At 50.2% G+C, this 25357-nt stretch carries 25 protein-coding genes; 8 read left to right on the forward strand and 17 right to left on the reverse strand.

Annotated features, from left to right (window positions below; all coding sequences use genetic code 11):
• Positions 1-33 precede the first annotated feature (33 nt).
• The 4 genes from V7676_RS04400 to V7676_RS04415 form a co-directional block, all read right to left on the reverse strand.
• Positions 34-759, reverse strand: a complete 726-nt coding sequence (locus tag V7676_RS04400; protein WP_335658433.1) for an N-formylglutamate amidohydrolase — start codon at positions 757-759, stop codon at positions 34-36.
• Positions 756-1610: a 4-(cytidine 5'-diphospho)-2-C-methyl-D-erythritol kinase gene (locus V7676_RS04405; RefSeq protein WP_335658434.1), complete on the reverse strand. Its 855-nt coding sequence runs from the start codon at positions 1608-1610 to the stop codon at positions 756-758. Before V7676_RS04405 ends, V7676_RS04400 begins: the two co-directional genes overlap by 4 nt.
• Positions 1610-3163, reverse strand: a complete 1554-nt coding sequence (locus tag V7676_RS04410) for a tetratricopeptide repeat protein (protein WP_335658435.1) — start codon at positions 3161-3163, stop codon at positions 1610-1612. Before V7676_RS04410 ends, V7676_RS04405 begins: the two co-directional genes overlap by 1 nt.
• 103 nt (positions 3164-3266) lie before the next feature.
• Positions 3267-4922 carry an electron transfer flavoprotein-ubiquinone oxidoreductase gene (locus V7676_RS04415; protein ID WP_335658436.1) on the reverse strand — a complete coding sequence of 552 codons (1656 nt, stop codon included), beginning with the start codon at positions 4920-4922 and terminating at the stop codon, positions 3267-3269.
• 128 nt (positions 4923-5050) lie between these two features.
• Between V7676_RS04415 and V7676_RS04420 the strand changes: the two genes are divergently transcribed.
• Together V7676_RS04420 and V7676_RS04425 are read left to right on the forward strand one after the other, a co-directional pair.
• A complete protein-coding gene (locus tag V7676_RS04420; protein WP_335658437.1) occupies positions 5051-5848 on the forward strand; it encodes a uracil-DNA glycosylase family protein in 798 nt (265 codons plus the stop codon).
• Positions 5845-7608, forward strand: coding sequence for a lytic transglycosylase domain-containing protein (locus tag V7676_RS04425; RefSeq protein WP_335658438.1), 1764 nt, complete (start codon positions 5845-5847; stop codon positions 7606-7608). The genes V7676_RS04420 and V7676_RS04425 overlap by 4 nt, the downstream gene beginning before the upstream one ends.
• 68 nt (positions 7609-7676) lie before the next feature.
• Here the strand turns inward: V7676_RS04425 and ahcY are convergent, their stop codons facing one another.
• Both ahcY and V7676_RS04435 read right to left on the reverse strand, forming a co-directional pair.
• Positions 7677-9095 (reverse strand): adenosylhomocysteinase, encoded by a 1419-nt coding sequence (ahcY, locus tag V7676_RS04430; RefSeq protein WP_442955393.1) that lies wholly within the window; start codon positions 9093-9095, stop codon positions 7677-7679.
• 165 nt (positions 9096-9260) lie between these two features.
• Positions 9261-9821, reverse strand: coding sequence for a YqgE/AlgH family protein (locus tag V7676_RS04435; protein ID WP_335658440.1), 561 nt, complete (start codon positions 9819-9821; stop codon positions 9261-9263).
• Positions 9822-10010: 189 nt separating this feature from the next.
• Here V7676_RS04435 and V7676_RS04440 point away from each other — a divergent pair, with 189 nt between their 5' ends.
• Complete coding sequence (locus V7676_RS04440) at positions 10011-10487, forward strand: peroxiredoxin (protein WP_335658441.1); 477 nt, start codon at positions 10011-10013, stop codon at positions 10485-10487.
• Between the two features lie 61 nt (positions 10488-10548).
• Here V7676_RS04440 and V7676_RS04445 read toward each other — a convergent pair whose 3' ends face one another.
• From V7676_RS04445 to ffh, 11 genes are all read right to left on the reverse strand, one after another.
• Positions 10549-12387: a M2 family metallopeptidase gene (locus V7676_RS04445; protein WP_335658442.1), complete on the reverse strand. Its 1839-nt coding sequence runs from the start codon at positions 12385-12387 to the stop codon at positions 10549-10551.
• Positions 12388-12442: 55 nt separating this feature from the next.
• A complete protein-coding gene (locus tag V7676_RS04450; protein WP_335658443.1) occupies positions 12443-12970 on the reverse strand; it encodes a hypothetical protein in 528 nt (175 codons plus the stop codon).
• A gap of 10 nt (positions 12971-12980) precedes the next feature.
• The gene (locus V7676_RS04455) at positions 12981-13733 is read right to left on the reverse strand and encodes an alpha/beta fold hydrolase (RefSeq protein ID WP_335658444.1); all 753 of its coding nucleotides are present in this window, start codon (positions 13731-13733) and stop codon (positions 12981-12983) included.
• Between the two features lie 199 nt (positions 13734-13932).
• On the reverse strand, positions 13933-14580 hold the full coding sequence (locus V7676_RS04460) for a 2-hydroxychromene-2-carboxylate isomerase (protein WP_335658445.1): 648 nt from the start codon (positions 14578-14580) through the stop codon (positions 13933-13935).
• A gap of 20 nt (positions 14581-14600) precedes the next feature.
• Entirely contained in the window at positions 14601-15626 is a 1026-nt protein-coding gene (locus V7676_RS04465; protein WP_335658446.1) for an aspartate-semialdehyde dehydrogenase, read from the reverse strand.
• Between the two features lie 85 nt (positions 15627-15711).
• Positions 15712-16137, reverse strand: a complete 426-nt coding sequence (rplS, locus tag V7676_RS04470) for a 50S ribosomal protein L19 (protein WP_335658447.1) — start codon at positions 16135-16137, stop codon at positions 15712-15714.
• A complete protein-coding gene (gene trmD, locus V7676_RS04475; RefSeq protein ID WP_335658448.1) occupies positions 16134-16880 on the reverse strand; it encodes a tRNA (guanosine(37)-N1)-methyltransferase TrmD in 747 nt (248 codons plus the stop codon). Before trmD ends, rplS begins: the two co-directional genes overlap by 4 nt.
• Positions 16877-17167 (reverse strand): hypothetical protein, encoded by a 291-nt coding sequence (locus V7676_RS04480; RefSeq protein WP_335658449.1) that lies wholly within the window; start codon positions 17165-17167, stop codon positions 16877-16879. Before V7676_RS04480 ends, trmD begins: the two co-directional genes overlap by 4 nt.
• Entirely contained in the window at positions 17164-17652 is a 489-nt protein-coding gene (gene rimM / locus V7676_RS04485) for a ribosome maturation factor RimM (RefSeq protein ID WP_335658450.1), read from the reverse strand. Before rimM ends, V7676_RS04480 begins: the two co-directional genes overlap by 4 nt.
• A gap of 3 nt (positions 17653-17655) precedes the next feature.
• Positions 17656-18165, reverse strand: coding sequence for a 30S ribosomal protein S16 (rpsP, locus tag V7676_RS04490; RefSeq protein WP_335658451.1), 510 nt, complete (start codon positions 18163-18165; stop codon positions 17656-17658).
• A gap of 43 nt (positions 18166-18208) precedes the next feature.
• Positions 18209-19672 carry a signal recognition particle protein gene (ffh, locus tag V7676_RS04495; protein ID WP_335658452.1) on the reverse strand — a complete coding sequence of 488 codons (1464 nt, stop codon included), beginning with the start codon at positions 19670-19672 and terminating at the stop codon, positions 18209-18211.
• A gap of 264 nt (positions 19673-19936) precedes the next feature.
• Between ffh and V7676_RS04500 the strand changes: the two genes are divergently transcribed.
• The 5 genes from V7676_RS04500 to ispZ all read left to right on the forward strand — a co-directional run bounded on the left by V7676_RS04500 (position 19937) and on the right by ispZ (position 25325).
• A complete protein-coding gene (locus V7676_RS04500; protein WP_335658453.1) occupies positions 19937-21607 on the forward strand; it encodes a putative bifunctional diguanylate cyclase/phosphodiesterase in 1671 nt (556 codons plus the stop codon).
• Positions 21608-21698: 91 nt separating this feature from the next.
• Positions 21699-22517: a diaminopimelate epimerase gene (gene dapF, locus V7676_RS04505; protein WP_335658454.1), complete on the forward strand. Its 819-nt coding sequence runs from the start codon at positions 21699-21701 to the stop codon at positions 22515-22517.
• On the forward strand, positions 22514-23776 hold the full coding sequence (mtaB, locus tag V7676_RS04510; RefSeq protein WP_335658455.1) for a tRNA (N(6)-L-threonylcarbamoyladenosine(37)-C(2))-methylthiotransferase MtaB: 1263 nt from the start codon (positions 22514-22516) through the stop codon (positions 23774-23776). Before dapF ends, mtaB begins: the two co-directional genes overlap by 4 nt.
• Complete coding sequence (gene ftsY / locus V7676_RS04515) at positions 23776-24705, forward strand: signal recognition particle-docking protein FtsY (RefSeq protein ID WP_335658456.1); 930 nt, start codon at positions 23776-23778, stop codon at positions 24703-24705. Before mtaB ends, ftsY begins: the two co-directional genes overlap by 1 nt.
• Positions 24702-25325, forward strand: coding sequence for a septation protein IspZ (gene ispZ / locus V7676_RS04520; RefSeq protein ID WP_335658457.1), 624 nt, complete (start codon positions 24702-24704; stop codon positions 25323-25325). The genes ftsY and ispZ overlap by 4 nt, the downstream gene beginning before the upstream one ends.
• Positions 25326-25357 lie beyond the last annotated feature (32 nt).

Raw genomic sequence — 25357 nt, forward strand, 5'->3', positions numbered from 1 at the left:
TTATGTTGAAACCTCCTCCCAAAGCTGAGCGCTTCACGCAAGCCCTGTTCGCAATTTATCGCAGATTCGTAGTAATATTTCGGCAAAACGGCGTTGCCCCGCTTCGTGCGCAATTAAATCCTGCCGGATTTCAATCTCGGTATAGGCTTTTCCGATATCTTCGGCCTGTCGCTTCATCGTCGCATGAAGGTCTTTTCCAGAATAAGGAAGCTGATCGCCGACGACTAATTCCTCTTCTTCCAGAAACTGGAGAGCCATACGCGAAGCTGCTTCATATTCATTATAAAGCACGCCAATCTCCCATGGCCTGTTTTCCAAATCGTCGGACCGCAGCTTGGGTGTAAAGCTGTGCAAAAATAAAACCAAGACGGGGTCCAGATCACGGATCAGCGCTTTGACCCGATCATGATAAGGGTGGAAAAACCGGTCAAGACGGGCAGTTCTCTCGCTTTCACCAAAAATATTACCGGCGATTTCGATGCCATCGCTGCGACGCGGGATAGCGGCAGGTTCATCAGGATAACGATTAAGATCGACTACCAAGCGCGAAACCGTTCCCAAAATAGACAGATAGCCGGGCTTTTCGCTCATATAACGGGCGATATTGGCGACACCGATATCATAGGCGATATGATCTTCAAGAAGTTCGGGATCAATGCGAAGGTCAATGTCCGCCGGCACGATATTAGCTGCATGATCTACTACGATCAGGACACCGCGCTCTTGCGGGACCCCTGCAATTTCAAATGGCTCGTTCATCTTACTCCTCCGATCAATGTCCATGCCTCTGGAAATATTTCACTGATTGCCTTTCGGGCAGTTTCTGCCTTTGCCTCTGTTTCATAAAGGGCGAAACAAGTGGCACCAGATCCGGACATTCTTGCGATACGCATATCAGTTTGGTTCAGTTTTGTTAAAATATCAGCTATTTTGGGAACGATCCGCTCTGCCGATTGCTGCAAATCATTGCCTCCCGATATGGCAATATCCATAGGGTTTTCGCCTTGTAGCGGGCCGTGGTCGACTTGATCCCATAGTTGAAAAATGGAGTTGGTAGAAATCGGAACCAGCGGGTTTACCAAAAGCACGGTATAGCCACGCAACTTGCCGTTTTCCATTGGCTCAAGATTTTGGCCTATCCCCTGTCCACGGCAAGTTTGACTGAGCACGCAGGCCGGAACATCTGCACCAAGCGGCTCAGAAAGCTCTGCCAGCTCTGTTCGGGAAAGACCTGTATTCCAAAACCGGTTAAGCAAGCGCAGCGTCGCTGCCGCATCTGCCGATCCTCCACCAATGCCAGAGGCTATGGGAAGCCGCTTGTCCAATATAATATGAGCGCTCATCCCCGCACTGGCATAAGGTACGAGAAGATGCGCTGCATCCAGTACAAGATTTTCGGTGGTGCTCAAATCGTCGGCAAAGGGCCCCGTGATTGAAAGCCTGATGCCCTCACCGCTTTTAACGGTCAAGATATCGCCCCGGTCGAGAAATGCGAATATAGTCTCTATATCATGATAGCCGTTGGGCAATCGCCGCCGCACATGCAACGCTAAGTTTATCTTCGCATAGGCGAATTCGCTGTCATCGGTATCGCAGTCTTCAGCCGTCATTAGGGAGAAACGAGATCGCTGCTGAGGCCTATATCGATTTTATCAGCCAAGCGCTGTGCATCTTCTGCATCAGCAAATAGCTGCGCTGATCTCCACGCATAACGCGCTTCATATTTACGCCCGACCGCCCAGTAAGCATCACCGAGATGTTCATTGATGGTGGGATCTTTTGGCTCTCCGTTCAGTGCCAGTTCCAAATAGCTTACCGCTTTATCATGATCACCGGTGACATAATAAGCCCAGCCCAAAGAGTCTGTAATGGCCGGCGAGGACGAGCGCAATTCATAGGCTTTGCGAATGGCTTCGACAGCGGCAACAGTATTTTCCCGCCTTTCCAGTTGCGCATATCCGAGATAGTTTAATATGCTCGCCGAATTGGGCAGTAACTTATTGGCTTTTTCGAGCGATTGCAGGCCTTGGGGCCAAAGACCTGCCTGTTCCTGAGCGCCGCCTAATGAAAGCCAATAGCTCGCCAATAAAGCGTCTGGAGAATCACGCTTCTCCGCCAAAGCTATGGCTCGTTCAAAGGCGTCAGCCGCACCTTTAGGATCACCGCTTAGCTGCAATATTTGCCCGGATAATATCTGTAATTCCGGTTCATAGGGGTTTTTTGCGATCACTTGGCCTAGCCGCTGCTGAGCGCCCGAAAAATCTTTATCGGCAACATATACGGCAGCTTCCATACCAATCGCTTGCACCGCAAATGCGCTGTCATTGGAGATTTTCAGGAATTGAGCACGGGCCGCATTGGTATTGTCGGTATTATCAAAGGCTTCACCCAAAACCAGAGTGCCATAATCACTGTCAGGGAAGATCCTTGCAGCCGCCTGTGCGCAGACCAGTCCCAGAAAATACGCCCGCTGTGTACCCAATTCCAATGCTAACCTTTGCATGAGAAAAGCAGTCCCAACTTTTGGGGTGATTTTCTGTGCCAGATTTTTGAAATTTCCTGCCCGAATATCCCCTGCCATTTTCGCTTCAGGCCCTGAGCGTTCCCGCGCCAAAATGCGTAAAGCTTGCTCCTCATCGTTCTTCGCCAGAAAATGGCGTGCGGCTATGATACGCACTGGCGCCATTCCGGCCTCATTCTGATCGACAAGCGCATCTATCAAACGGAGGACATTCTTCTCATGGCCCAATGCCAGGCTATGCAATATAAATTGCTCGCGATGATAATAAGACGCTGTTTTATCGTCTTTGGCCAACGCCAGATGCGTCAGCGGACTTTCACTACTCGATGTAGCAAGCCAAGCGTTGAGCAACGGTGCCAAAAAACCCAAATTCGGTTGTGCCTCAAGCAATAGCGCTGCTGTTTCTGCAGCCCTATAATCTTTGCGGGCGAATGCATCTGCGAATAGTAGAAGCGGCATTTCCTGTTCAATATCGCCGTCCAGTTCGCGTGCTCGGATCACCTGTATTGCAAGTTCAAAATTCCCAGCCTCAACTGCTTTCAGATATGCCTTACTCGATAGCGATTGATTATGCGGTTGCTCCTTAAGAGCCTCCGCATAAATCGCAGCAGCAATTGCCGGTTGATCAGATGATTCCGCCAACCTCGCTTCAACATATTTGTTCAGCCTATCAACGTCGCTGCCGAGTTTGGCAGACGCTGGACTCGCTAAAAATGCAACGGCGAGAATACCGACAAAACTTGTCTTACATATTGGGGTAATTGGGACCTCCACCACCTTCAGGTACGACCCAATTAATATTTTGGGTCGGGTCTTTAATATCACAAGTTTTGCAGTGAACACAATTTTGCGCGTTAATCTGGAATTTTGGATTACCCTCTGCATCTTCGATAAATTCATAAACACCTGCAGGGCAATAACGCTGCGAAGGTCCGGCATATACAGGAAGGTTTAAATCCACTGGTATAGATGGGTCTTTCAGTTGCAAGTGAACCGGCTGATCTTCTTCATGGTTGGTATTAGACAAAAATACCGACGAAAGACGGTCGAAACTAATAACACCATCCGGTTTTGGATATTCAATCGGGATGCAATGTTCTGCCCGTTTCAAACGGGTGTGATCAGGGTGATGCTTCATTGTGAAAGGCATTTTTATTTTGAAATTCTCTGCCCACATGTTGATGCCGGCAATGATAGAACCCAGAAAATCGCCATATTTTTCGGCAGCAGGCAATACATTACGAACCACACGCAACTCTTCGCGAACCCAGCTATTTTCATAAGCGGTGCCATAGGCGGTTAGCTCGTCACTTTGGCGATCTGCGACAATCGCTTCGAAAGCAGCTTCTGCAGCCATCATCCCGGTCTTCATCGCGGTATGAGTACCCTTGATGCGCGGAACATTCACAAAACCGGCAGAACAGCCGATTAGAGCACCGCCCGGAAAGAATAGTTTCGGAACCGATTGGAAACCACCGTCATTAATCGCCCGTGCGCCATAGGAAACGCGCTTGCCGCCTTCCAAAATCATACGGATTTCAGGATGTTGCTTCCAGCGCTGCATTTCCTCGAATGGAGACAGATAAGGATTCTCATAATTCAACCAGGTAACAAAACCCAGAGCGACCTGATTATCCGCCTGATGATAAAGAAAACCACCGCCGTTAGCGCCAGCGCTCAGCGGCCAGCCTTGGCTATGGATGACCCGGCCGGGGACATGTTTATCGGGATTAATATCCCAAAGCTCTTTGATTCCGAGACCATAAATTTGGGGTTCGCTATCTGCATCCAGCGCGAATTGATTCTTCAGAATTTTTGTAAGATGTCCGCGCACACCCTCTGCAAAGAAGGTATATTTTGCGTGTAGTTCCAGACCGGGCTGATAGTCAGCTTTGTGCGTACCATCACGCGCAACCCCCATATCGCCAGTGGCCACGCCTTTAACCGAACCGTCCTCATTATAAAGGATTTCAGCTGCAGCAAAACCGGGGAAGATTTCGACACCCATATTTTCCGCGCGCTCACCTAGCCAGCGGCACAAATTGCCAAGCGAACCCGTATAGGTTCCCTTATTCTGCATGAATCCTGGAAACATGATATGCGGCAAAGAATATTTCTTATTCTTGGTCAGCACCCAATGCTGATTATCCGTCACAGGGACAGCGGCCAATGGGCAATCTTCATCACGCCAATTCGGAATTAGCTCGTCTAAAGCCTTAGGATCGACGACCGCGCCGGACAAAATATGCGCGCCGATTTCGGATCCTTTTTCCAATATGCAAACCGAGAGTTCTTTTCCGGATTCATCCGCAAGTTGCTTAAACCGGATTGCTGCCGATAGTCCTGCTGGGCCACCGCCAACAATGACCACGTCATAAGGCATAGATTCTCGTTCACTCATTGTATAATTCCCGTAATCGTATCAATAATATCTTCTTAAATTCGCCCTGCCGCAAACGGCAAACCTTTGGACAGAAACATGCTTGGCCACCAATTGACCAATTCGTCAACTCATGACTCTATGATTAGATGAATTTTTCCACTTCTGCACATTTTAATAGCCCGTCTGTCGAGCAAATAGAAAGCCTTCGCGACTGGTGGGCGCTCGCGGGCGTTGATCTGCACTATAAAAGCGACATCGCATCACTGCTATCTGAAGCCGCGCCAGTCATAAGGACGACAGAGCCAAAACCTGCGGAAGTCACCACCGCTTCTGTATCTCAAGCCAAATCTGCGCCAGTAAGCGCGCCGCTACAAACGTTTAACGAAAATTATCCGGCGAACCATGACGACTATCGTGGTTGGCTATCAAAGCCAGAAAATTTGATCGAAGCACAATGGTCCAAAAACCATGTTCTTCCGACCGGAATGATCGAGCCTCAAACTATGATCATTGTTGGAATGCCCGAACAAAGCGGTTTTGTTCGAAATTCCCTCTTCGCAGAACAAACGTCCGCTTTGTTGGCGAATATGCTCAAAGCTATCGGGTATGATTCGGAAAAAACCTATTTTGCAGCCATATCTTTAGGGCGCACCGTTGATGGCCGGATTGATCAGCAATATCACGAAACCTTGAAAAACCGCATGCTACATCACATTGGATTGGTGCAGCCAAAGAAAATTTTAATCTTTGGCGACACGCCATCCCGCTTGCTTCTTGGCCAGAACTTGCTCACAGCGCGCAAAAATAAACAGTTTATTAACCATCTTTCATCCAAAATAGATGCAGTCGTTACTTTCCATCCGCGAATTTTGATCGAAAGACCGGAATTCAAGGCAGAAGCCTGGAAAGACCTGCAATTATTTACAAGGACCTCAAAAATATGAGTAATCAATTTTCTTTAAAATTGAAGCTTGCTGTGACCGTATCGATGGTGTCCTTGCCTTTGACCCCTGTATTGGCGGACGATGGTGGAGCCGTTTTGTTCAACACCTCATCAGTCGCAAAAGATATTCCCTCGCAATTGAAACGCAGCCAATCAGATTATTATCGTGCAATTTTTGCAGCAATGGGTGGCAATCAATGGGATACTGCCAAGAACCTTCTTGCGGATGCGCCAAATGGTCCTTTAAAGTCTATCGCGCAGGCAGAATATTTTCTTGCTGCCAATTCGCCCCGTGCAGAATTGGGCCCGCTTTTGGTTTTAGTCAATGAAGCGCCAAATATTCCGCAGGCCGCGCAACTAGGCCGCTTGGCACAAAAGCGCGGCGCGCAGTTGCTTCCCAATTTGCCGCAACGCCAGAACCTCTCCTATGTCCCGGGCTTGTCGAACCGGTCAAAGCCCGATTCGATACAATCAGACTCCAACGCCAATGCTATTCGTGGGCGAATTCTCGACTTCATCAAAAATGATAGCCCGCAATCTGCGGAGGGACTATTGTCCGAAGCGGAAAATAGCCTTTCATCGGACGCCCGCACGGAACTCGAACAGCGGATCGCTTGGTCCTATTATATCGAAAATGATGATAGGTCCGCGCAGCGTCTCGCACAAAAGGCCCAAAAAGGTAGCGGCCAATGGGTCACTCATGCCGATTGGGTCGTCGGACTTTCATCATGGCGTTTAAACGATTGCCAAACAGCTGCTACAGCATTTGATAATGTCGGTAGGCGCGCAGCTGAGCCTGACTTGCAGGCAGCCGGACTTTATTGGGGGGCACGTTCCGATATTGTTTGCGGTCGGCCGCAGCTTGCACAAGGCAAGCTTCAAACAGCCGCTAAACGAACAGATAGCTTCTATGGTTTGCTCTCTGCACAGACATTAGGAATGGATGTATTGGCTTCGAAAGCCCCGGCAGGGTTTGAAAAGGGCGATTGGAAATCGCTGGAAAAGCATGACAATGTCAAATCCGCTATTGCACTGGTTGAAATTGGCGAAGACGATCTTGCTGATGAAGTGTTGCGCTATCAGGCAACAATCGGCGATTCCAAGGATCACGCTGCCCTGCTGAAATTGGCGAGGGAACTAGATTTACCGCGCACACAATTATGGCTCGCCCATCACGCACCGCGCGGTTTTGAGCCTGACGCACAAGCCCGTTTCCCTGCGCCAAAGTGGCAGCCTGAAGGCGGATGGCGGGTTGATCCAGCATTGGTCTATGCTCACACTCTTCAGGAATCAGCGTTTCGTGTTAAAGCCGTTAGCCCGGCCAACGCCATGGGCCTGATGCAGGTTCTCCCCGGAACAGCTGGCGATCTTGCGCGGGCGCGGGGTAAGAATTTTGAACAATCGGATTTGTTCAAACCATCGGTCAATCTCGAATATGGCCAATCCTATCTTGAATATCTCAGCGGTTCTTCGATTACCGGCGGCAAGCTGCCCAAAGTCGCGGCCGCTTATAATGCTGGTCCGGGTTCTGTTCAGCGCTGGAATGATGAAATCAAGGATAACAACGATCCGCTACTCTATATGGAGAGCATCCCCTACGTCGAAACTCGCGGATATGTGTCGATCATCCTGCGCAATTACTGGATGTATGAGAAGCAGGCCGGGATTAAATCCGCCAGCCTAGATACATTAGCGCAAAATAAATGGCCGAGTTTTCCAAAAAAGCCGGATAAAGATAGAATACGCTTTACAGCGCGCTAGATTTGAGAAGTTCCGGATGAGCCGATTATGGCCCATCCGGTAATGTTCTTATTGGCGTTTAACAGCTCCTAGTAACGATAGTGGTCAGGCTTGAACGGACCTTCTGTCGTCACGCCGATATAATCAGCTTGCTCTGTCGTCAATTTGGTCAGCTTCACGCCCAGTTTAGCAAGATGCAGCTCGGCCACTTTTTCGTCGAGATGCTTTGGCAGCACATATACGTCATTCTTATATTGCTCAGGCCGCAACCAAAGTTCGATCTGCGCCATTACCTGATTGGTGAAGCTTGCAGACATCACAAAGCTTGGATGCCCTGTCGCGCAGCCAAGATTGACCAAACGACCTTGCGCCAGAACTATCAATTTCTTGCCATCGGGAAATTTAACTTCATCAACCTGTGGCTTGATTTCGGTCCATTCCATATTCTGCAAACCGGCAATCTGAATTTCGCTATCGAAATGGCCAATGTTGCAGACGATCGCGCGATCTTTCATTGCACGCATATGATCAACGGTGATGACGTCTTTGTTCCCGGTTGTGGTCACAAATATGTCAGCGCGCTGCGTTGCTTCTTCCATTGTGACAACTTCGAAACCTTCCATCGCAGCCTGCAAAGCGCAAATAGGGTCGATTTCCGTCACTAATACCCGGGCACCACCATTACGTAGCGATTGCGCGGAACCTTTGCCAACATCGCCAAATCCAGCGACACAAGCAACCTTACCGGCCAGCATAACATCGGTCGCACGGCGAATGGCATCAACCAATGATTCCTTGCAGCCATAGAGATTGTCAAACTTCGACTTGGTAACGCTATCATTCACATTGATCGCGGGAAAAGGAAGTTTCCCTTTTTTTGCAAGCTCATACAAACGGTGAACACCAGTCGTCGTTTCTTCAGACACACCCTTAATATTTTCAACGGTCTTCGTTAGATAACCAGGACGTTCAGCCAAGAAACGTTTCAACGTTGCGGAGAAGACTTCTTCTTCTTCGTTACCAGGAGTGAACAATGTTTCACCGGCCTCTACGCGTGCCCCCCAAAGCGCAAACATGGTGGCATCGCCGCCATCGTCGAGAATAAGATTACAGGTTTCATCCTGTCCCCAGTCAAAAATGCGCTCTACATAAGACCAATATTCTTCCAGTGTTTCGCCCTTGATAGCAAAAACCGGAGTTCCACCAGCGGCGATAGCCGCTGCAGCATGATCTTGGGTTGAGAAAATATTACAAGAAGCCCAACGAACATCCGCTCCCAAAGCCAATAATGTTTCGATTAGCACAGCAGTTTGAATCGTCATATGAAGCGAACCGGTAATCCGAGCACCCTTCAACGGTTGCTCAGCACCGAATTCTTCGCGCAATGCCATCAAGCCGGGCATTTCCGTTTCGGCAATTTCTATTTCCTTGCGACCGAAATCGGCAAGAGAAATATCCTTGATCACATAATCGGGGGTTAGATTATCCGCTGCTGTAGCCACATTCATTCTCCTTGAAAGACAGTTTGCCGCAACGGATATCCCGCGCGGCAGTTCCATTATTCTTTAGCTTCATGCGGGCTTGGAAGCAAATATAAAGATGTCTTTATATTTATATTATAGTTACAGATTTAGACCGAATCTTGTTGCAATATCACAGCTAAAAAAACGTAGTCAGGCGCTACCAAATTGTCCCGACAACATATTCGGGTCTATGCCCTGCGAATGCCAGGCCATCTCCCATTTGTCTTTCGCACTGGTTTCAAAAAGCCATTCGGGTTCACCCGGCGAAATAAACCATCCGTTCTGGGTCAGCTCAAATTCCAGTTGTCCTTCCCCCCAACCCGAATAACCTAGCGCAGCAATCCATTTTTTAGGCCCGCGATCCTTGGCTATTGCTCTCAAAATATCGAGCGAACTGCTTAACCCCCAACGATCCCCCACTTGCAACGTATCCGACAAATTGAAATCGAGACTATGCAGGATAAAGCCCCGTTGCATTTCCACCGGTCCGCCAGCAAATACTGCACGGTCCTCAATAGCTTCAGGTTCAATATCAAACTGATCCAAAATACCATGCAGTCTGATATCAGGCGAAGTCGCCCCGATATTAATACCTAAGGCGCCGTGCTCGTCATGGGAACAGATTGCGATGATCGAGCGACTAAAACGGGGGTCGGCCATGCCCGGTGTTGCGAGCAAAAATTGGCCGGAGAAATAATTTGGTTGGTCCATATTTCCTACCTAAGCGAGTATTGGGCCGCTGCCCATGGCAAATTCGACAAATTGATTCCAGCAATAGAAATCCAGCATATTCATTACACAGCTTGCAATATCACGATAGCGTCACCACAAATGCATAAGTATCAAAAATTCGCGGGATGGCCGGATAATTCGGCTAACCGCATAAGAAGGAGCAATAATATGATCAACAAAGGCGATAAATTACCCGAAGTGAACCTTGTAAAAGCCACGGAAAATGGCCCAGAACAAGTAAGCTCCTCTGAATATTTTGCTGGCAAGAAAGTCGCATTATTCTCCGTTCCCGGTGCTTATACACCGACTTGTTCCGCTAAACATCTTCCCGGCTTTGTTGAGAAGGCCGCTGAGCTAAAAGCCAAAGGCGTCGATGAAATTGCTTGCACTGCAGTGAATGATGCATTTGTGCTTGGCGCCTGGAACAAAGACGCAGGCTCCGAAAATATCACTATGCTGGCCGACGGCAATGGCGATTTTGCGAAAGCATGTGGCCTTGAAATGGATGGCTCCGGCTTTGGTCTTGGTACACGCGGACAGCGCTTCTCGATGATCGTCAATGACGGCGTTGTCGAAGAACTGAATGTCGAAGCTCCCGGTGATTTCAAAGTCAGCACCGCCGATTATATGCTCGACCAACTTTAAGTCTTAGCTAACAGTTTCAAAAAACCGGCGGAGGATCAATCTTCCGCCGGTTTTTTAGTGCCTACCAACCGCAGGATTTACCTTTATTCTCTTCTTTCAGCCAGTCCATTAGCGGCGCGAAATAGCTGATCATTGCGGACCCGTCCATTTCGCGGGTACCGGTAAAGGCTTCCAAAGCGTCCGGCCAAGGCTTTGATGCGCCGAGTTCCAGCATCGCGTTCAGCTTCGCGCCTACTTGCTTGTTGCCATAGAAAGAACAGCGGTGAAGCGGCCCTTTCCATCCGGCGGCATCGCAAGCAGCTTTATAAAATTGGAACTGCAAAATACGCGCAAGGAAATAGCGGGAATACGGTGTGTTCCCCGGAATATGATATTTCGCACCGGGATCGAAAGCATCTGCAGGACGTTCCACCGGCGGTGCAATGCCCTGATATTGCAGCTTCAGATCATGCCAAGCTTTCGTATAATTTTCCGGTTGAATTTCGCCGGAGAAAACCTGCCAACGCCATTTATCGACGAGCAATCCAAAGGGCAGGAACGCGACTTTGTCCATCGCTTGCCGCAACAGAAGACCGACGTCTTTATCTGCGCTCGGCACCTTACTCTTGTCCAGCAATCCGACCTGCACCAGATATTCCGGTGTGATCGACAAGGCTATGGCATCGCCGATCGCTTCGTGGAAACCGTCATTGGCTCCGTCGAGATGCAAATAACTATTTTTATTATAGGCGCGCTGATAATAATTATGGCCGAGCTCATGATGGATGGTGACAAAATCATCCCCATTCACCTTGATGCACATTTTGATGCGAATATCGTCGATATTGTCGATATCCCATGCACTGGCATGGCACACTACTTCGCGGTCCGCAGGCTTGGTAAATTGTGACCTTGTCCAGAATGTTTCGGGAAGCGGATCAAAACCTAGAGACGAGAAGAATCCTTCCCCTGCCTTGACCATTTTCTTCGCATCATAGCCTTTGGAAGTCAGTAACTCGGTCGTATCAAAACCAATGTCGCCGGCACCTTTGGGAGCGACCACATCATAGATATTACCCCACTCCTGCGCCCACATATTACCCAGCAGGTCTGCGCGGATCGGGCCAGTGGTGGCCTGAACATCATCACCATATTTTTCGTTCAACTTGCCCCGCGTATAGCAATGCAGTTCGTCATAAAGCGGCTTTACCTGACTCCATAGCTTATCAGTCAGCTTGGCAAAATCATCGGCAGGCATGTCATAGCCGGACCGCCACATGGCGCCGACATCGGCAAAGCCCAATTCCTTGGCCCCTTCGTTGGCAATCTCGACCATGCGGGCATAATCATCCTTCATCGGCGCGCCGACATTATTGTGCCAGCTTTCCCACATTTCAGACAGTTCTTCCGGATTGCGGTTGGTACCCATGGCCGCTTCGATATCGGAACCGTTAATTTCCTTGCCGTTCAAAGTCCCCTTGCCCTTGCCATAGGCGGAGTTGAGCTTGGTTGCGATGGTGTTTAATTCCGTCGCAGCGCCTTCTGTTGTTGGCGCAGGAAGAACTATTCCGCCGCGCAGCTTATTGAGCTTACGCGTAGTAACGGCATCTAGTCCCTTCACATCCTTATATTTCGCGGCATCAATAGCGGCATTGACTGATTTGGTTGTACCCTCGGCTCCGATCTGGGCCGCCAGAGCGTCGGTGTCGTCTGTAATATAGGTCGAATTAATCCAGTAAGTCCGCGAAGCATCAACCGAAAAATCGAACATTTCTTTTTCAGTCTCATCAACAAATGTCTTTGCATCCGCCACCGTCGGACTTCCCTTTTGCTTCATCTCGCCTTCTTCGTGATGTTTGGCATAGACGGGAACACTAAATGCTATGGCAGCAAGGGCGATGATCGAAGCGGCAGTTTTCATGGTTTATCCTCTGTAATTCCAATTTGGTATAGATTGAAACTTTATGGCTTTATCGTCAAGCTCGTCTTTCGCGCTGTCGCCAAACCAGCGCCGTTATCATTCCCACCGTCCCGATAACCCAGACTACGGTTTTCGGGGGCTTTACAAATGCAGCAATGCCGGAAAGCAAGTCACTACCCTGCTGATCTAATAATTGCGTAATTTGGCTCAATGTTTCGACATAATCGAACAGACCAAATAGAAAATAGATCAGGACCATGAAAAGCCCCAGTTTTTTGAGCGATGGTGAGAGCGCCTCTTGCCATATCAGTCTCCCGCCCAATATCCCGCCGCTCATATAGAGACCGATAAAGACCAGATCTGCGATCATCGACCATTTGGCATATCCCATCAGTCCCGCGGTCGCCCAGCTCTGTTGAATGGCATTTACGCGCTCTGCAGTTCCTGCGCTTTGGTGATCCAAAATACCCGCGGGCGCGACGTCAGTGATCAGCGGACCGCTAGTTAGGACCATGCCGATAAATACCGCCAAGCCGCCAAGCCAGAATATCCAGAAATTGCGCCAGCTATAAAATCGCGACATAGGCTGTTCCTTATTCCGTCAGAAATCTGACCATTTCCTGTCCCATTTCCGGCTTGGTAACGCTGCTCATATGCGTGCCCGGGATCGTGACATGATGTCCGTTTGGCAGCAATTGCGCAAGCTTATCCGGATCGCCGTTGTCGCGGTCATCCGCTCCGCACAATATCAGCGTGGGCGTATCTATCGTTGCGATCATATCGGGCTGCATATCCGAAAATGTCTTGAGCAAATGGGCAGCAGCCACCGGATCAATTTTTTGGCTTTTCATAAACTGGATCGCCATCCAGTGCGGATCGCCTCGTTTGGCGGTCTCACGCGACGCTATGGCTTTCAGGAAGAAATCCTGTCGCTGAGCCCATCCGGCCAAGCCTTCGAGCCCCATGCCCGCCAAGATTGCTTTGCCCGGAGCGATGTCGCAAGTCAGTAATTTTGCTGTCGTCCGCGCTCCCAATGAAAAACCACCCAGATCATATTCCGGCAATGCCAGATGATCGATCAAAGTCAGCACGTCCTTTATCAGCACGTCATGCGGATAGGCAGAAGGATCATGCGGGGCTTCGCTTTGCCCATGGGCGCGCAGGTCCGGCATGATGACCCGATAACCGACATCCGCCAACTTCTCGGCATGGCCGAATTTAATCCAGTTTGTATCTGCGTTAGAAAAAAGCCCGTGGAGCAGGATTAAGCCTCTGCCTTCACCCATTTCATGAATTTTCAAATTTACGCCATCGAAAGAAGGGAAATCCCAGCTGGAAATATCCATTATATTTGTCCCAAATACATATGGCGATTATCTGCAAGGACAGACCCAAAGGCCACACATTTCACACCCTCTAAGCTTGTTTTTCTGCCATTCTCTGAAAAGCATGTTGGAAAATGAAAAAGTGGGTTCAGTGAGAAACTTGAGATTTTGAACATCGCCAAAGTCTAACGCCTAAGCACCGTGTAGGAAAGCCCATATTCTAACGCTTCTGAAGACCCTTTTGCTCCATGCACCAGACAGCCAGATCAATCCGATCCTGTCCGAAAAATGGTTCGCCATCAAATACCAATGTCGGAACGCCCCAATGGCCTGATGCTTCCAGTGCCTTCTGGTTATCGGCAATTTCTTGGTCTAATTTCCCGGCATCACTTTCGGTCTCGGCTTTCAGTTCCGCCAGATCAAGGCCTGCCCGCGCGGCAGCCTGCTGCATGTGATCGCCTACATTCCAGTCAGCGGTTCCGCCCCAGATCATCCGGGACACTTCATCGGCAAATTCCAGACCTTTGCCCCGCCGTGAGGCCGCCTGTCCCATTCGGGTCAGCAAAAATATATGCGGCTGGTCATCGGCAATTTTGCGGGTGGCGATATCCTGCACAATCGGGTCAGGATTGGGCGGTGCCATCGGGATGTCCATATATTGCGCGACGCGGAATATATCCTTGAAAACATAGCCGAGCCAATTGGGATGGTTCTTCTCAAAGAAATCGGGCTCTCTAATCGCGAGCGGATAGACAAAGCGCTGGTTGATCTGAAGATCATATGTCTGTGTGAGTGCGACATATCGCCGCGTTGCCAAATAGCTATAGGGAGAGCGGAAGGACCAATAAACATCTGCTTGAAGTGTCATTGGTCCTTCCTGCGGGGAATTTATCCCTTTTGCAAATATTTGCGTCCCAATAGTTCCGCGATCTGCACAGCATTTAATGCTGCGCCTTTGCGCAGGTTATCGGACACGCACCAGAGGATGAGACCGTTTTCTACGGTCGGGTCTTCGCGCACGCGGCTGATATAAGTCGCGCTATCGCCAACACATTCTACCGGCGTGATATAGCCTTCGTCCTCACGCTTATCGACCAGCATGATGCCGGGCGCTTCGCGGAGAATATCCTGTGCCTGTTTCGCGGTGATTTCATTTTCGAATTCGATATGGATCGCTTCGCTATGGCCGACAAAAACAGGAACCCGCACACAGGTTGCCGTGACTTTAATTTTCGGATCAAGAATTTTCTTGGTCTCGACGACCATTTTCCATTCTTCTTTGGTCGAGCCATCGTCGAGGAATACGTCGATATGCGGGATGACGTTAAACGCTATCTGCTTGGTGAAGACGTGGTTTTCCTTGGGATCACCAACAAAAATCGCGCGGGATTGCTCGAACAGTTCGTCCATGCCGCTTTTGCCCGCACCCGACACGGATTGGTAGGTGGAGACCACCACGCGCTTGATTATCGCCGCATCATGCAGCGGCTTCAACGCCACAACCATCTGTGCGGTCGAGCAATTAGGGTTCGCGATGATATTGCGCTTCGTATAACCTGCAATTGCCTCAGGATTAACCTCGGGCACGATCAGCGGCACATCCGGGTCCATCCGGTAGAGCGAGCTATTGTCGATCACGACACAGCCCGCAGCCGCAGCCTTTGGCGCATATTCCTTGGTTGGACCTGAGCCAGCGGCGAACAAAGCCATGTCCCATCCAGCAAAATCAAAATGCTCGATATTCTGAACTTTGAGCATCTTGCCGGTATCACCCAATTCGACTTCGGTTCCGTGAGAACGTGACGAAGCGACTGCGGCAATCTCGTCAATCGGAAATTCGCGCTCTGCAAGGATGGTCAGCATTTCGCGCCCGACATTTCCGGTCGCGCCAACAACTGCTACTTTGTAACCCATGAAACTTTTCCTGTGCTTTATATGAAAACAGCCGGTTTTCCTTTGTGGAGAACCGGCTGTCTGAATTTGGTTATGAAGCTTTAAATTATTTCGCTTCAGTTTCCTTTGCAGCTGGTTTTGCGGCCGTCTTCGCTGCTGTATCCTTAATAGGGTTCAAGCGACGTTCCTTAATACGGGCACGTTTACCTGTGAGACCGCGCAAATAGTACAATTTCGCACGACGCACGATACCGCGGCGAACCACGGTGATGCTGTCAATATTAGGAGAGTAAAGTGGGAACACACGCTCAACGCCTTCGCCGAAGGAGATTTTCCGTACGGTGAAGTTGGAGCCCATGCCGCGATTGGTACGTGCGATGCACACACCTTCATAATTCTGGGTACGAACGCGTTCGCCTTCAACAACGCGAACACCTACGCGCAGCGTGTCGCCAGCGCGAAATTCCGGTATTTCTTTTGAAGCGATAAATGCGTCTACTGCTTCTTTTTCAAGTGTCTGGATCAGGTTCATGACCGATCTTCCTTTTTCTGTCCTCGCGCACCAGAGGGCGACTGATCCGGAGCATCCCTATGACGCTCCCATAAATCCGGCCGCCTTAGCCGTGTATCTTCCTCTGCCCTTTGTTTCCGCCAAGCAGCTATTTTCGCATGATCCCCCGATCGCAAGACTTCAGGGATAATACGCCCTTCCCATTTCTGAGGTCGGGTAAATTGCGGATATTCCAAAAGTCCGGTTTCGAAACTCTCGTCATCTCCGCTAGAAGACGCGCCCATTACCCCGGGAAGCAGGCGAATGCAAGCGTCTAAAAGCACCAAAGCACCCATTTCTCCGCCGGAAAGGATATAATCGCCGATCGAGACTTCTTCAATCGGACGCGCATCGAAAATCCGTTCGTCAAATCCTTCGAAACGGCCGCAAAGGATGGTGACCCCAGGACCAGCAGAAATTTCTCGTATACGCGCCTGTGTCAGCGGTTTTCCGCGCGGTGTCATTGCTAGGATTGGCGCGTCCGGTTGCTGTTCCAGCGCATAGTCGACCGCTGACGCCATGACGTCAGCCCGCAACACCATTCCGGCACCACCACCTGCCGGAGTGTCGTCCACGGACTTATGTTTGTCCGTTGCAAAGTCGCGCATCTGGATGGGGTTACAAGACCACTTGCCGTCCTCCAATGCCCTGCCCGCCAGCGATGCGCCAAGCGGTCCGGGGAACATTTCGGGGTAAAGGGTCAGGATTTGGGCATTGAAGGTCATGTGCCCCGATGCGTCTTTTTAATTTCGAGAATTGCAAATGTCATGATCGATATAACCAGCGCCATAGAGGCATATATTATAACGGATTTGAAAGGGCTTTCATCATGTGCCCGTTCGGCAGAAAAAGCTATGAATCCCATCACGGGTGTCGCAATCGCCTGTCCGCCTAATATTGTTGCGCCCATTCGGACGAACTGCTCTTTCTTCTGGCTCCATTTCCATCCGGTAAAAGCCGGTAGAACCACCATTACCCCCAATAGCACCATGAAGATTATCGGACCGATCAAGGTTCTACAAAATCCGCCAGCACAACGGCTGGGTCGCTGCGCATATCAATGGCCTTAACGGGCACCATGAATTTCTTGCCGTTAGCACGCTCAATTTCGATTACGTCACCGGCACCAAATTCATAAATCGCGAAAATCTTGCCCAATTCTTCGCCATTGTCAGAGACACAGCGCAGACCAACGATATCAATGTGGTAAAATTCATCATCGTCCAGCGCAGGCAAATCAGCGCGCGGGACGGTTAATTCTGTTCCGCGAGCAGCTTCAGCGCCATTGCGGTCGGTGATTTCTGCAATCCGTGCAATTGCTCCCATTTTATGGGGTTTCACGGATTTCAGGGTCATCGCCCCTTCATTAAACGTCTTATGCTGCTTCAGACTATCGAGACTGTCACAGAATAGTTTGATCCGGACTTCCCCCGTTATCCCGTGCGCGCCAATAATGACGGCAAGGGCAACGGGTTTGTCCGGATCAACCTTGGCCAAGGATTAACCTTCAGCCTTATCTTCGGTTTTAGCTTCTTCAGCTGGAGCAGCTTCGGCTGCGGCTTCTGGCGCGGCCTCTGCAACAACTTCAGGTGCAGCTTCTTCAGCAGGTGCTTCTTCTGCAGGTGCTTCTTCTGCAGGAGCAGCGGCTGCTTCTTTAGCGGCTTCTTCGGCTGCAGCAGCTTTTTCAGCTTTTTCTTCCAAACGCTCGGTGGCTTTTTCGCCTGGTTTGGCTTTGTTAGGGTTGTTACGCGCTTCGCGTTTCAACAAGCCGGCTACGTCCAGAAAACGAGCAACACGGTCAGAAGGCTTCGCGCCCATTTCCAACCAATGCTTCGCTCGTTCGGTATCCAGAACAACACGCTTTTCGTCATCTTTGGCAAGAAGCGGATTATAGCTACCGATACGCTCGATAAACTTACCATCGCGGGGCGCACGAACGTCGGCGATTACGATTTTATAATAAGGACGCTTCTTGGAACCGCCGCGGGACATTCTCATTGCTACTGACATAAATAAACCTTTCTAAAACAATCTAATAATCTAAATTCTACAATTACTTCTTCTTATTCAATAAATTTGCGAGATCCGGTGGCAATCCGCCGGGTGACATATCGCCCAGTCCGGGCATTCCCGACATGCCGCCGTTTTGACCGCCCATGCCCGCGCCAGCAGCACCGCCGCCGCCTGCAAACATGGAAGCAAGCCCTTTCAGACCGCCCATTTTCCTGATCTTCTTCATCGCCTTGGACATTTCCTGATGCATTTTCAGGAGCTTGTTGACGTCCTGCACCGTGGTGCCAGAGCCTTTGGCCACGCGCACCTTCCGCTTGGCATTGAGCAATCCGGGGCGCACGCGCTCTTGCTTGGTCATCGATCCGATAATCGCGTCCATCCGCACCAGCACTTTATCGTCCATTGCGCCGCCAGCCATGGCCGCCTTGGCTTTCTTCATGCCGGGCATCATAGAGGCAAGCGCACCCAGGCCGCCCATTTTGGTCATTTGGCGCAGTTGTGAACGCAAATCGTTGAGATCAAACTCGCCTTTAGCCATTTTCGCGGCCAAGGCTTCGGATTCTTCCTTATCAACAGTCGCTGCGGCTTTCTCAACCAAGCTGACCACATCGCCCATGCCAAGAATACGGCCAGCCACACGTTCGGGATGGAATTCTTCCAGCGCATCAATTTTTTCACCGACACCCACAAATTTAATTGGCTTGCCGGTAACGGCCCGCATCGAAAGGGCAGCGCCGCCGCGCGCATCGCCATCCATACGGGTAAGAACGACGCCGCTGAGATCTACCTGATCCGAGAAATTCTGCGCGACATTGACAGCATCCTGACCAGTCAAGGCATCGACAACGAGCAAGATTTCCTGCGGCTGCGATATATTCGCGACCGCTTTCATCTCATCCATCAACTGCTGGTCAACGTGCAAGCGACCCGCCGTATCAAGCAACAGGACATCAAAACCCTGTAATTTTGCGGCCTGCATTGCCCGTTTGGCAATTTCGACAGGCTGCTGGCCTTCCACGATCGGTAACGTCGCTGCGTTAATCTGTTCGCCCAATACAGCGAGTTGTTCCTGCGCCGCCGGACGATTGACATCAAGCGAGGCCATCATGACCTTCTTATTGTCTCTATCTTTTAGCCGTTTGGCGATTTTGGCGGTCGTTGTTGTTTTACCGGAACCTTGCAAACCAACCATCATGATAATGGCAGGCGGTGTTACGGCCAGATTTAGACCGCTGACTTCCGCACCCAGCATATCCGCCAGACCGTCATTGACGATCTTTACGACCTGCTGGCCCGGCGTGATGGATTTGAGAACCGACTGACCAACGGCCTGTTCGGTAACTTTTTCGACAAAATCACGAACCACCGGAAGCGCGACATCAGCTTCCAGAAGGGCGATTCGAACTTCCCGCATAGCAGCGCGAACATCTTCTTCTCTCAGCGCGCCCCGACCACGTAATTTGTCAAAGACGCCACCAAGCCGGTCGCTTAACTTGTCAAACATGATGCCATCCTTTCCTTCAAATCGGCCAAAAACCGCCTAAAAACCTAAAACGCAAAAAACGCCGGTGGGCGAAACCTCGCTAACCGGCGTGTGAGTCTTTTAAACTCGAAACTGAAAATGCGGCACAAAGCATGCTGCTATTTGAAATTCTCCTAACCGATATGAAGCGCGGCTGCAAGCCTAGAAATCCTCCAGTTTAGACAATCTTAACCAGAAATTGACGTTTATTCGGGCAATAAGCACATTGTAATTATGTGGGAAATTATGATGCGGCAAAATATAGGCGATGAAAAAAGCTTAAAGACCAACAATAAACATGCCGTATCGGCTCGCCGAGATGTTTTTACGGGCCTGATTGTTATCTTTGCGATCTTGATGTTCGTCGGTACCGGCGGAACAGTTATAAGCGAAGCCATCGCCTCTTTATCCGGATATGGCGGTGGTAGCGACAAGATTCTTGTCTCGGCATTCTTGCTCAACATCGCTTTGATATTATTTGGTTGGCGGCGCTACAGCGACCTGTCGACGGAAGTAATCGAACGTGCTGCTGCAGAAGAACTTGCCCATTCACTTGCAGCGACGGACCCTTTAACCGGATTCTTGAATCGCAGAACATTAGCCGAAAAAACATCGGAGATGATCGCGACTGCCCAACGGAAGAGTAAGAGCACTGCATTTTTGATGCTGGACCTCGACAATTTTAAAACTGTCAACGATGTACACGGGCATAGTGCTGGCGACATCGTGCTGAAAGAAGTTGCTGCGCGCATTGCGAAGGTTATTCCGCCGAACAACCTTCTCGCCCGTCTTGGCGGTGATGAATTTGCCTGCTCCTTTATTTTTGATCCCGATCAGCCAGAAATGGTGGATAGGATTGCCGATGAGCTGATTGATGCAATCGCGGCACCCATTGTCGAAAATGGCAATCATCTTGTTGTGACAACATCTATCGGGATGTCGCGGTTCGATTTTGAATCAGAAGATGTAGATATCCTCATGCGCCGCGCCGACATTGCCATGTATAGCGCAAAAAAACAGGGCCGGAACCGCTTTTGCTGGTTCGATGTTTCGATGGAACAGGAACTGCAGACCCGCAACACCATTGAATCGGGTATTCGCAATGGCATTCCGACGGGCGAATTTGTCCCTTATTACGAACAACAAATTGACCTAGCGACCGGCAAGCTAACGGGATTTGAAATGCTGGCGCGATGGGAATCTCCCACACAGGGTCTCGTTTCTCCTGATGTGTTCATTCCGATCGCCGAAGAAACCGGTATGATTGGCGAATTATCGCTCAGCATCATGCGCCAAACTTTTGAAGAAGCGAAATTTTGGGATCCTAGCCTAACCGTTTCGATTAATATTTCGCCGGTGCAGCTTCTCGATCCTTGGCTTGCGCAAAAAATTGTTAAACTATTGGTTGAAACAGGGTTTCCGCCAAGCCGGCTAGAAATTGAAATTACCGAAAGTTCATTGTTCGAAAATCTGAGCCTCGCCCAATCTATTGTCGGTAGTCTGAAAAATCAGGGAATCAGCATCGCACTGGATGATTTTGGCACTGGCTATAGTTCTTTAGCCCATTTGCGCGCCCTGCCATTTGACCGGATCAAGATTGATCGCAGCTTTGTATCCTCCATTTTGGAAAACCCCGAAAGCGCGGCAATCGTGAGAGCCATTACCGGTCTTGGAGATAGTCTGGGCATGCCCATCACGGCGGAAGGCATAGAAGACAAGGCCATTGAGGATGAGCTTCGCAACATTGGCTGTGCCAAAGGCCAGGGCTGGCATTATGGTCGCCCCCTATCGAAAGAACAGACCCGCAAAATATTGGCCGAACGCAATCTACTGCCCGTTGTTGAAGAGGTTTCTCCAGATGAAGCCGTGGCGGAAACAATAGAAACTCTGTCCGAAACAACACGAAAAGTCGGCTGAGCGCATCAAATTACCAAATGTAAAGAACATCATCCGGCGGTCTGCGCTTGAAATACTGGACTTGCCTCGCTTGCATCCCTAAATCGCCAACATGACACACGGGCAATTTCACAAAATGCATGGCTTGGGCAATGACTTTGTCATTATTGATGCGCGTGCGCCTAATCTATCCGACAATTTAACGATGACTGCCGGTAAGGCCGCAGCCATTGCCAATCGGCAAAACGGCATTGGTTGTGATCAGCTCATCATATTACGTCCGTCTGACAAAGCCGATGTCCGCATGCAGATATTTAATGCCGATGGCAGTGAAGTTGAAGCCTGCGGCAACGCAACCCGCTGTGTGGTTAAATTGCTGGGAGACGGGACTTCAATCGAAACGGACGGCGGAATGCTGTCGGGCCATGTTACGGACGATGGTGCGATCGTAGACATGGGTAACCCTAGCTTTGACTGGAATAGCATTCCCCTCGCCTATGCGATGGATACGTTGCAAATGCCCGTGGGCTGGGAAGATTTACAAGACCCAGCGGCTGTTAACGTTGGCAATCCCCATGTTATTTTCTTTGTCGACAACAGTGATGCCGTCGAACTTGAGCGGTTGGGGCCGATGATCGAGGTCGATCCGCTATTTCCCGAACGGGTTAATGTGAATGTCGCGCACCTAAAAAACGGCGATCTCCACTTGCGCGTATGGGAGCGCGGCGTTGGCCTGACGCGCGCTTGCGGTACTGGCGCTTGTGCAACCGCCGTTGCCGCGATGAAGCGCGGATTGGCACAAAGTCCTGTTACCGTTCATTTGCCCGGAGGTAGTCTGATCGTTTCGTGGCAAGAAGGCGGTACGATCCTGATGCAGGGGCCGACCACCTATGTCTTTTCGGGTGAGACGGACTGGAGCAATTTTGAATGAGTGCACCTGACATCATCAGCATGGGGTGCCGTCTGAATATTGCCGAAAGCGAAGTGATCCGACAATCTATCAAAGCCTCTCAAATTAACGCCGATAATCTGGTTATCGTCAACAGCTGTGCCGTCACCAATGAAGCGGTACGCCAAACCCGTCAGGCCATCAGGCGGGCAAAGAAAGATAATCCCGACAAAAATGTGATTGTCACCGGCTGTGCTGCACAAATCGACCCCGCCATGTTCGCCAATATGCCGGAAATATCCGGTGTGGTTGGCAATTTTGACAAATATGAAGCCGATAATTTCAAATTCGGACTGGACACCAACAAGCCGGACATCCGGGTCTCTGACATCATGCAAGTGCGGGAAACTGCGCCGCATATGGTCAGCGCCTTTGCCGAACGCTCCCGCGCCTTTGTTGAGGTCCAAAATGGTTGTGATCACCGCTGCACCTTTTGCATCATCCCTTATGGCCGCGGTAACAGCCGGTCGGTGCCAGCGGGCCAAGTCGTTGATCAGGTCAAAGCGCTTGTCGACCAAGGCTTTAACGAGATTGTTCTGACTGGGGTTGATGTGACCAGCTATGGTCCTGATTTACCCGGTAATCCCAGCTTGGGAATGCTGGTCGAACGGGTATTAACCCATGTTCCCGAATTGAAACGGCTGCGGCTATCCTCTGTCGATGGTGTCGAGATTGACGAGCGCCTGTTTGATATATTGACTGGTGAAAGCCGGATGATGCCGCATGTTCATCTGTCGCTGCAATCCGGCGATAATATGATCCTGAAACGCATGAAGCGCCGCCATAGCCGCGAACAAGCGATAGAATTGGTCGCGCGGCTAAAGGAAAAACGGCCGGACATAGCGATTGGTGCAGATATTATCGCCGGATTTCCAACAGAAACGGATGCGATGTTTGCCAATAGCCGGGATATTATTGATCAATGTGAGATTATTCACGGCCACATATTTCCCTATTCACCGCGTAAGGGCACACCCGCCGCAAACATGCCGCAGGTTAATGGTGCCGTGATCAAACAGCGTGCGAAGCTATTGCGGGAGAAAATTTCGCAAAAAGCCCAAGCCTGGCGTGACGGTCTTGTCGGAACGCAGCAAAACGTCCTTTGCGAATTGAGCGGTAAAGCCGGATATGCAGAAAATTTTGCCCATATAAAATTTGAGGAAACCATGGCAGAAGGCCAGATCATCCCTGTTGAAGTCATCTCATCCGATGGCCCTACCCTGATCGGAAGAAAAATATAATGAGTGAAAAACCGGGTTGGAAGGATCGGCTATTTGGCGGGTTCAGCAAGACATCTGGTCGGCTGACGGAGAACCTGACCGGCCTTGTCACCAAAGCAAAGCTGGACGACGCCACGCTTGACGATATCGAAGATGCCTTGATCATGTCAGACCTCGGTCCGGCAACCGCGGCATCCATTCGCGAGAAGCTCTCCAAAGAACGGTTTGAAAAAGGCCTTACCGAACATGCTGTCCGCGAGATTATCAAATCCGAGATTGCGGAGATATTGGAACCGGTAGCCATACCGCTCGAAATCGATGCCTTCCCGCGCCCGCAGGTCATATTGGTGATCGGCGTGAACGGCTCTGGTAAAACAACCACTATTGCCAAATTAGCCCATCTGTTTCTGGAACAAGATTATGGTGTGATGCTGGCCGCCGGCGATACATTTAGGGCCGCGGCGATCGGACAGCTTAAAATCTGGGCCGAACGGCTTGGCGTTCCTATCATCAGCGGCAAAGAAGGCGGCGATAGCGCCAGCATCGTCTATGAAGGCGTCAAACAAGCTACAGCGACCGGCATCGACGTGTTAATTGTTGATACAGCCGGACGATTGCAAAACCGCACGGAGTTGATGGACGAGCTCGACAAAATCCGCCGCGTATTGGGACGCCTTAATCCGGCAGCGCCGCATAATGTGGTTCTGGTGCTCGATGCGACCACAGGACAAAATGCATTGTCGCAGATCGAAGTATTTAAGGAAGTGGCAAAAGTTACCGGCCTGATCATGACCAAATTGGATGGCACGGCACGCGGGGGCGTCCTTGTCGCTGCCGCCAAACAATTTAAAATGCCTATCCATGCCATTGGCGTGGGGGAAACACTGGAAGATTTACGGCCCTTTGATGCCAATGATCTCGCCGCAGCAATAGCAGGAATTGAAGAATGAGCGACGACGTCATCAATGTAGAACCAGCCAAGGAAAATAAGGGCTTGGGCTTTGCGCTCGATTTTGGCCCGCTTCTGGTATTTTTTCTGGCCTATAAATTCCTCGGCATCATCGCTGGTACCGCGACATTCATGGCTGCGATTTTAATTGCCGTCGTCATTTCAAAATGGAAAGTCGGAAAAATTTCTCCGATGCTCTGGCTATCGGCTATATTGGTCATCGGCTTTGGTACGCTGACCATATATTTCAACGATCCGCGCTTCATACAGATTAAGCCGACAATCATATATGTCAGCTTTGCGGTCATATTGGGCGTCGGATTGCTTCGCGGTAAAGCGATGCTCAAATATCTTCTGCAGGCGGCCTATGAAGGCTTGTCTGACGAAGGCTGGATGAAATTGTCCCGCAATTGGGCGATCTTCTTTGTCTTCATGGCCGTGATTAACGAAGTGATGCGTTGGTCATTGAGCTTTGATCTCTGGTTGACACTCAAAGTGTGGGGCGTGACGATATTGTCCTTCGTCTTTGCAATGGCCAATGTGCCAATGTTGATGCGTCACGGTCTTGCTCTTGGCCAAGACGAAGAAGAGGAAGCCGCAGAAAAAACCGCGCCCAAATAAAAACCGCGCCCTATATTCCAAAGGCGCGGTTT

It is taken from the genome of Parasphingorhabdus sp. (genome assembly GCF_036963805.1).
Lineage (GTDB): Bacteria > Pseudomonadota > Alphaproteobacteria > Sphingomonadales > Sphingomonadaceae > Parasphingorhabdus.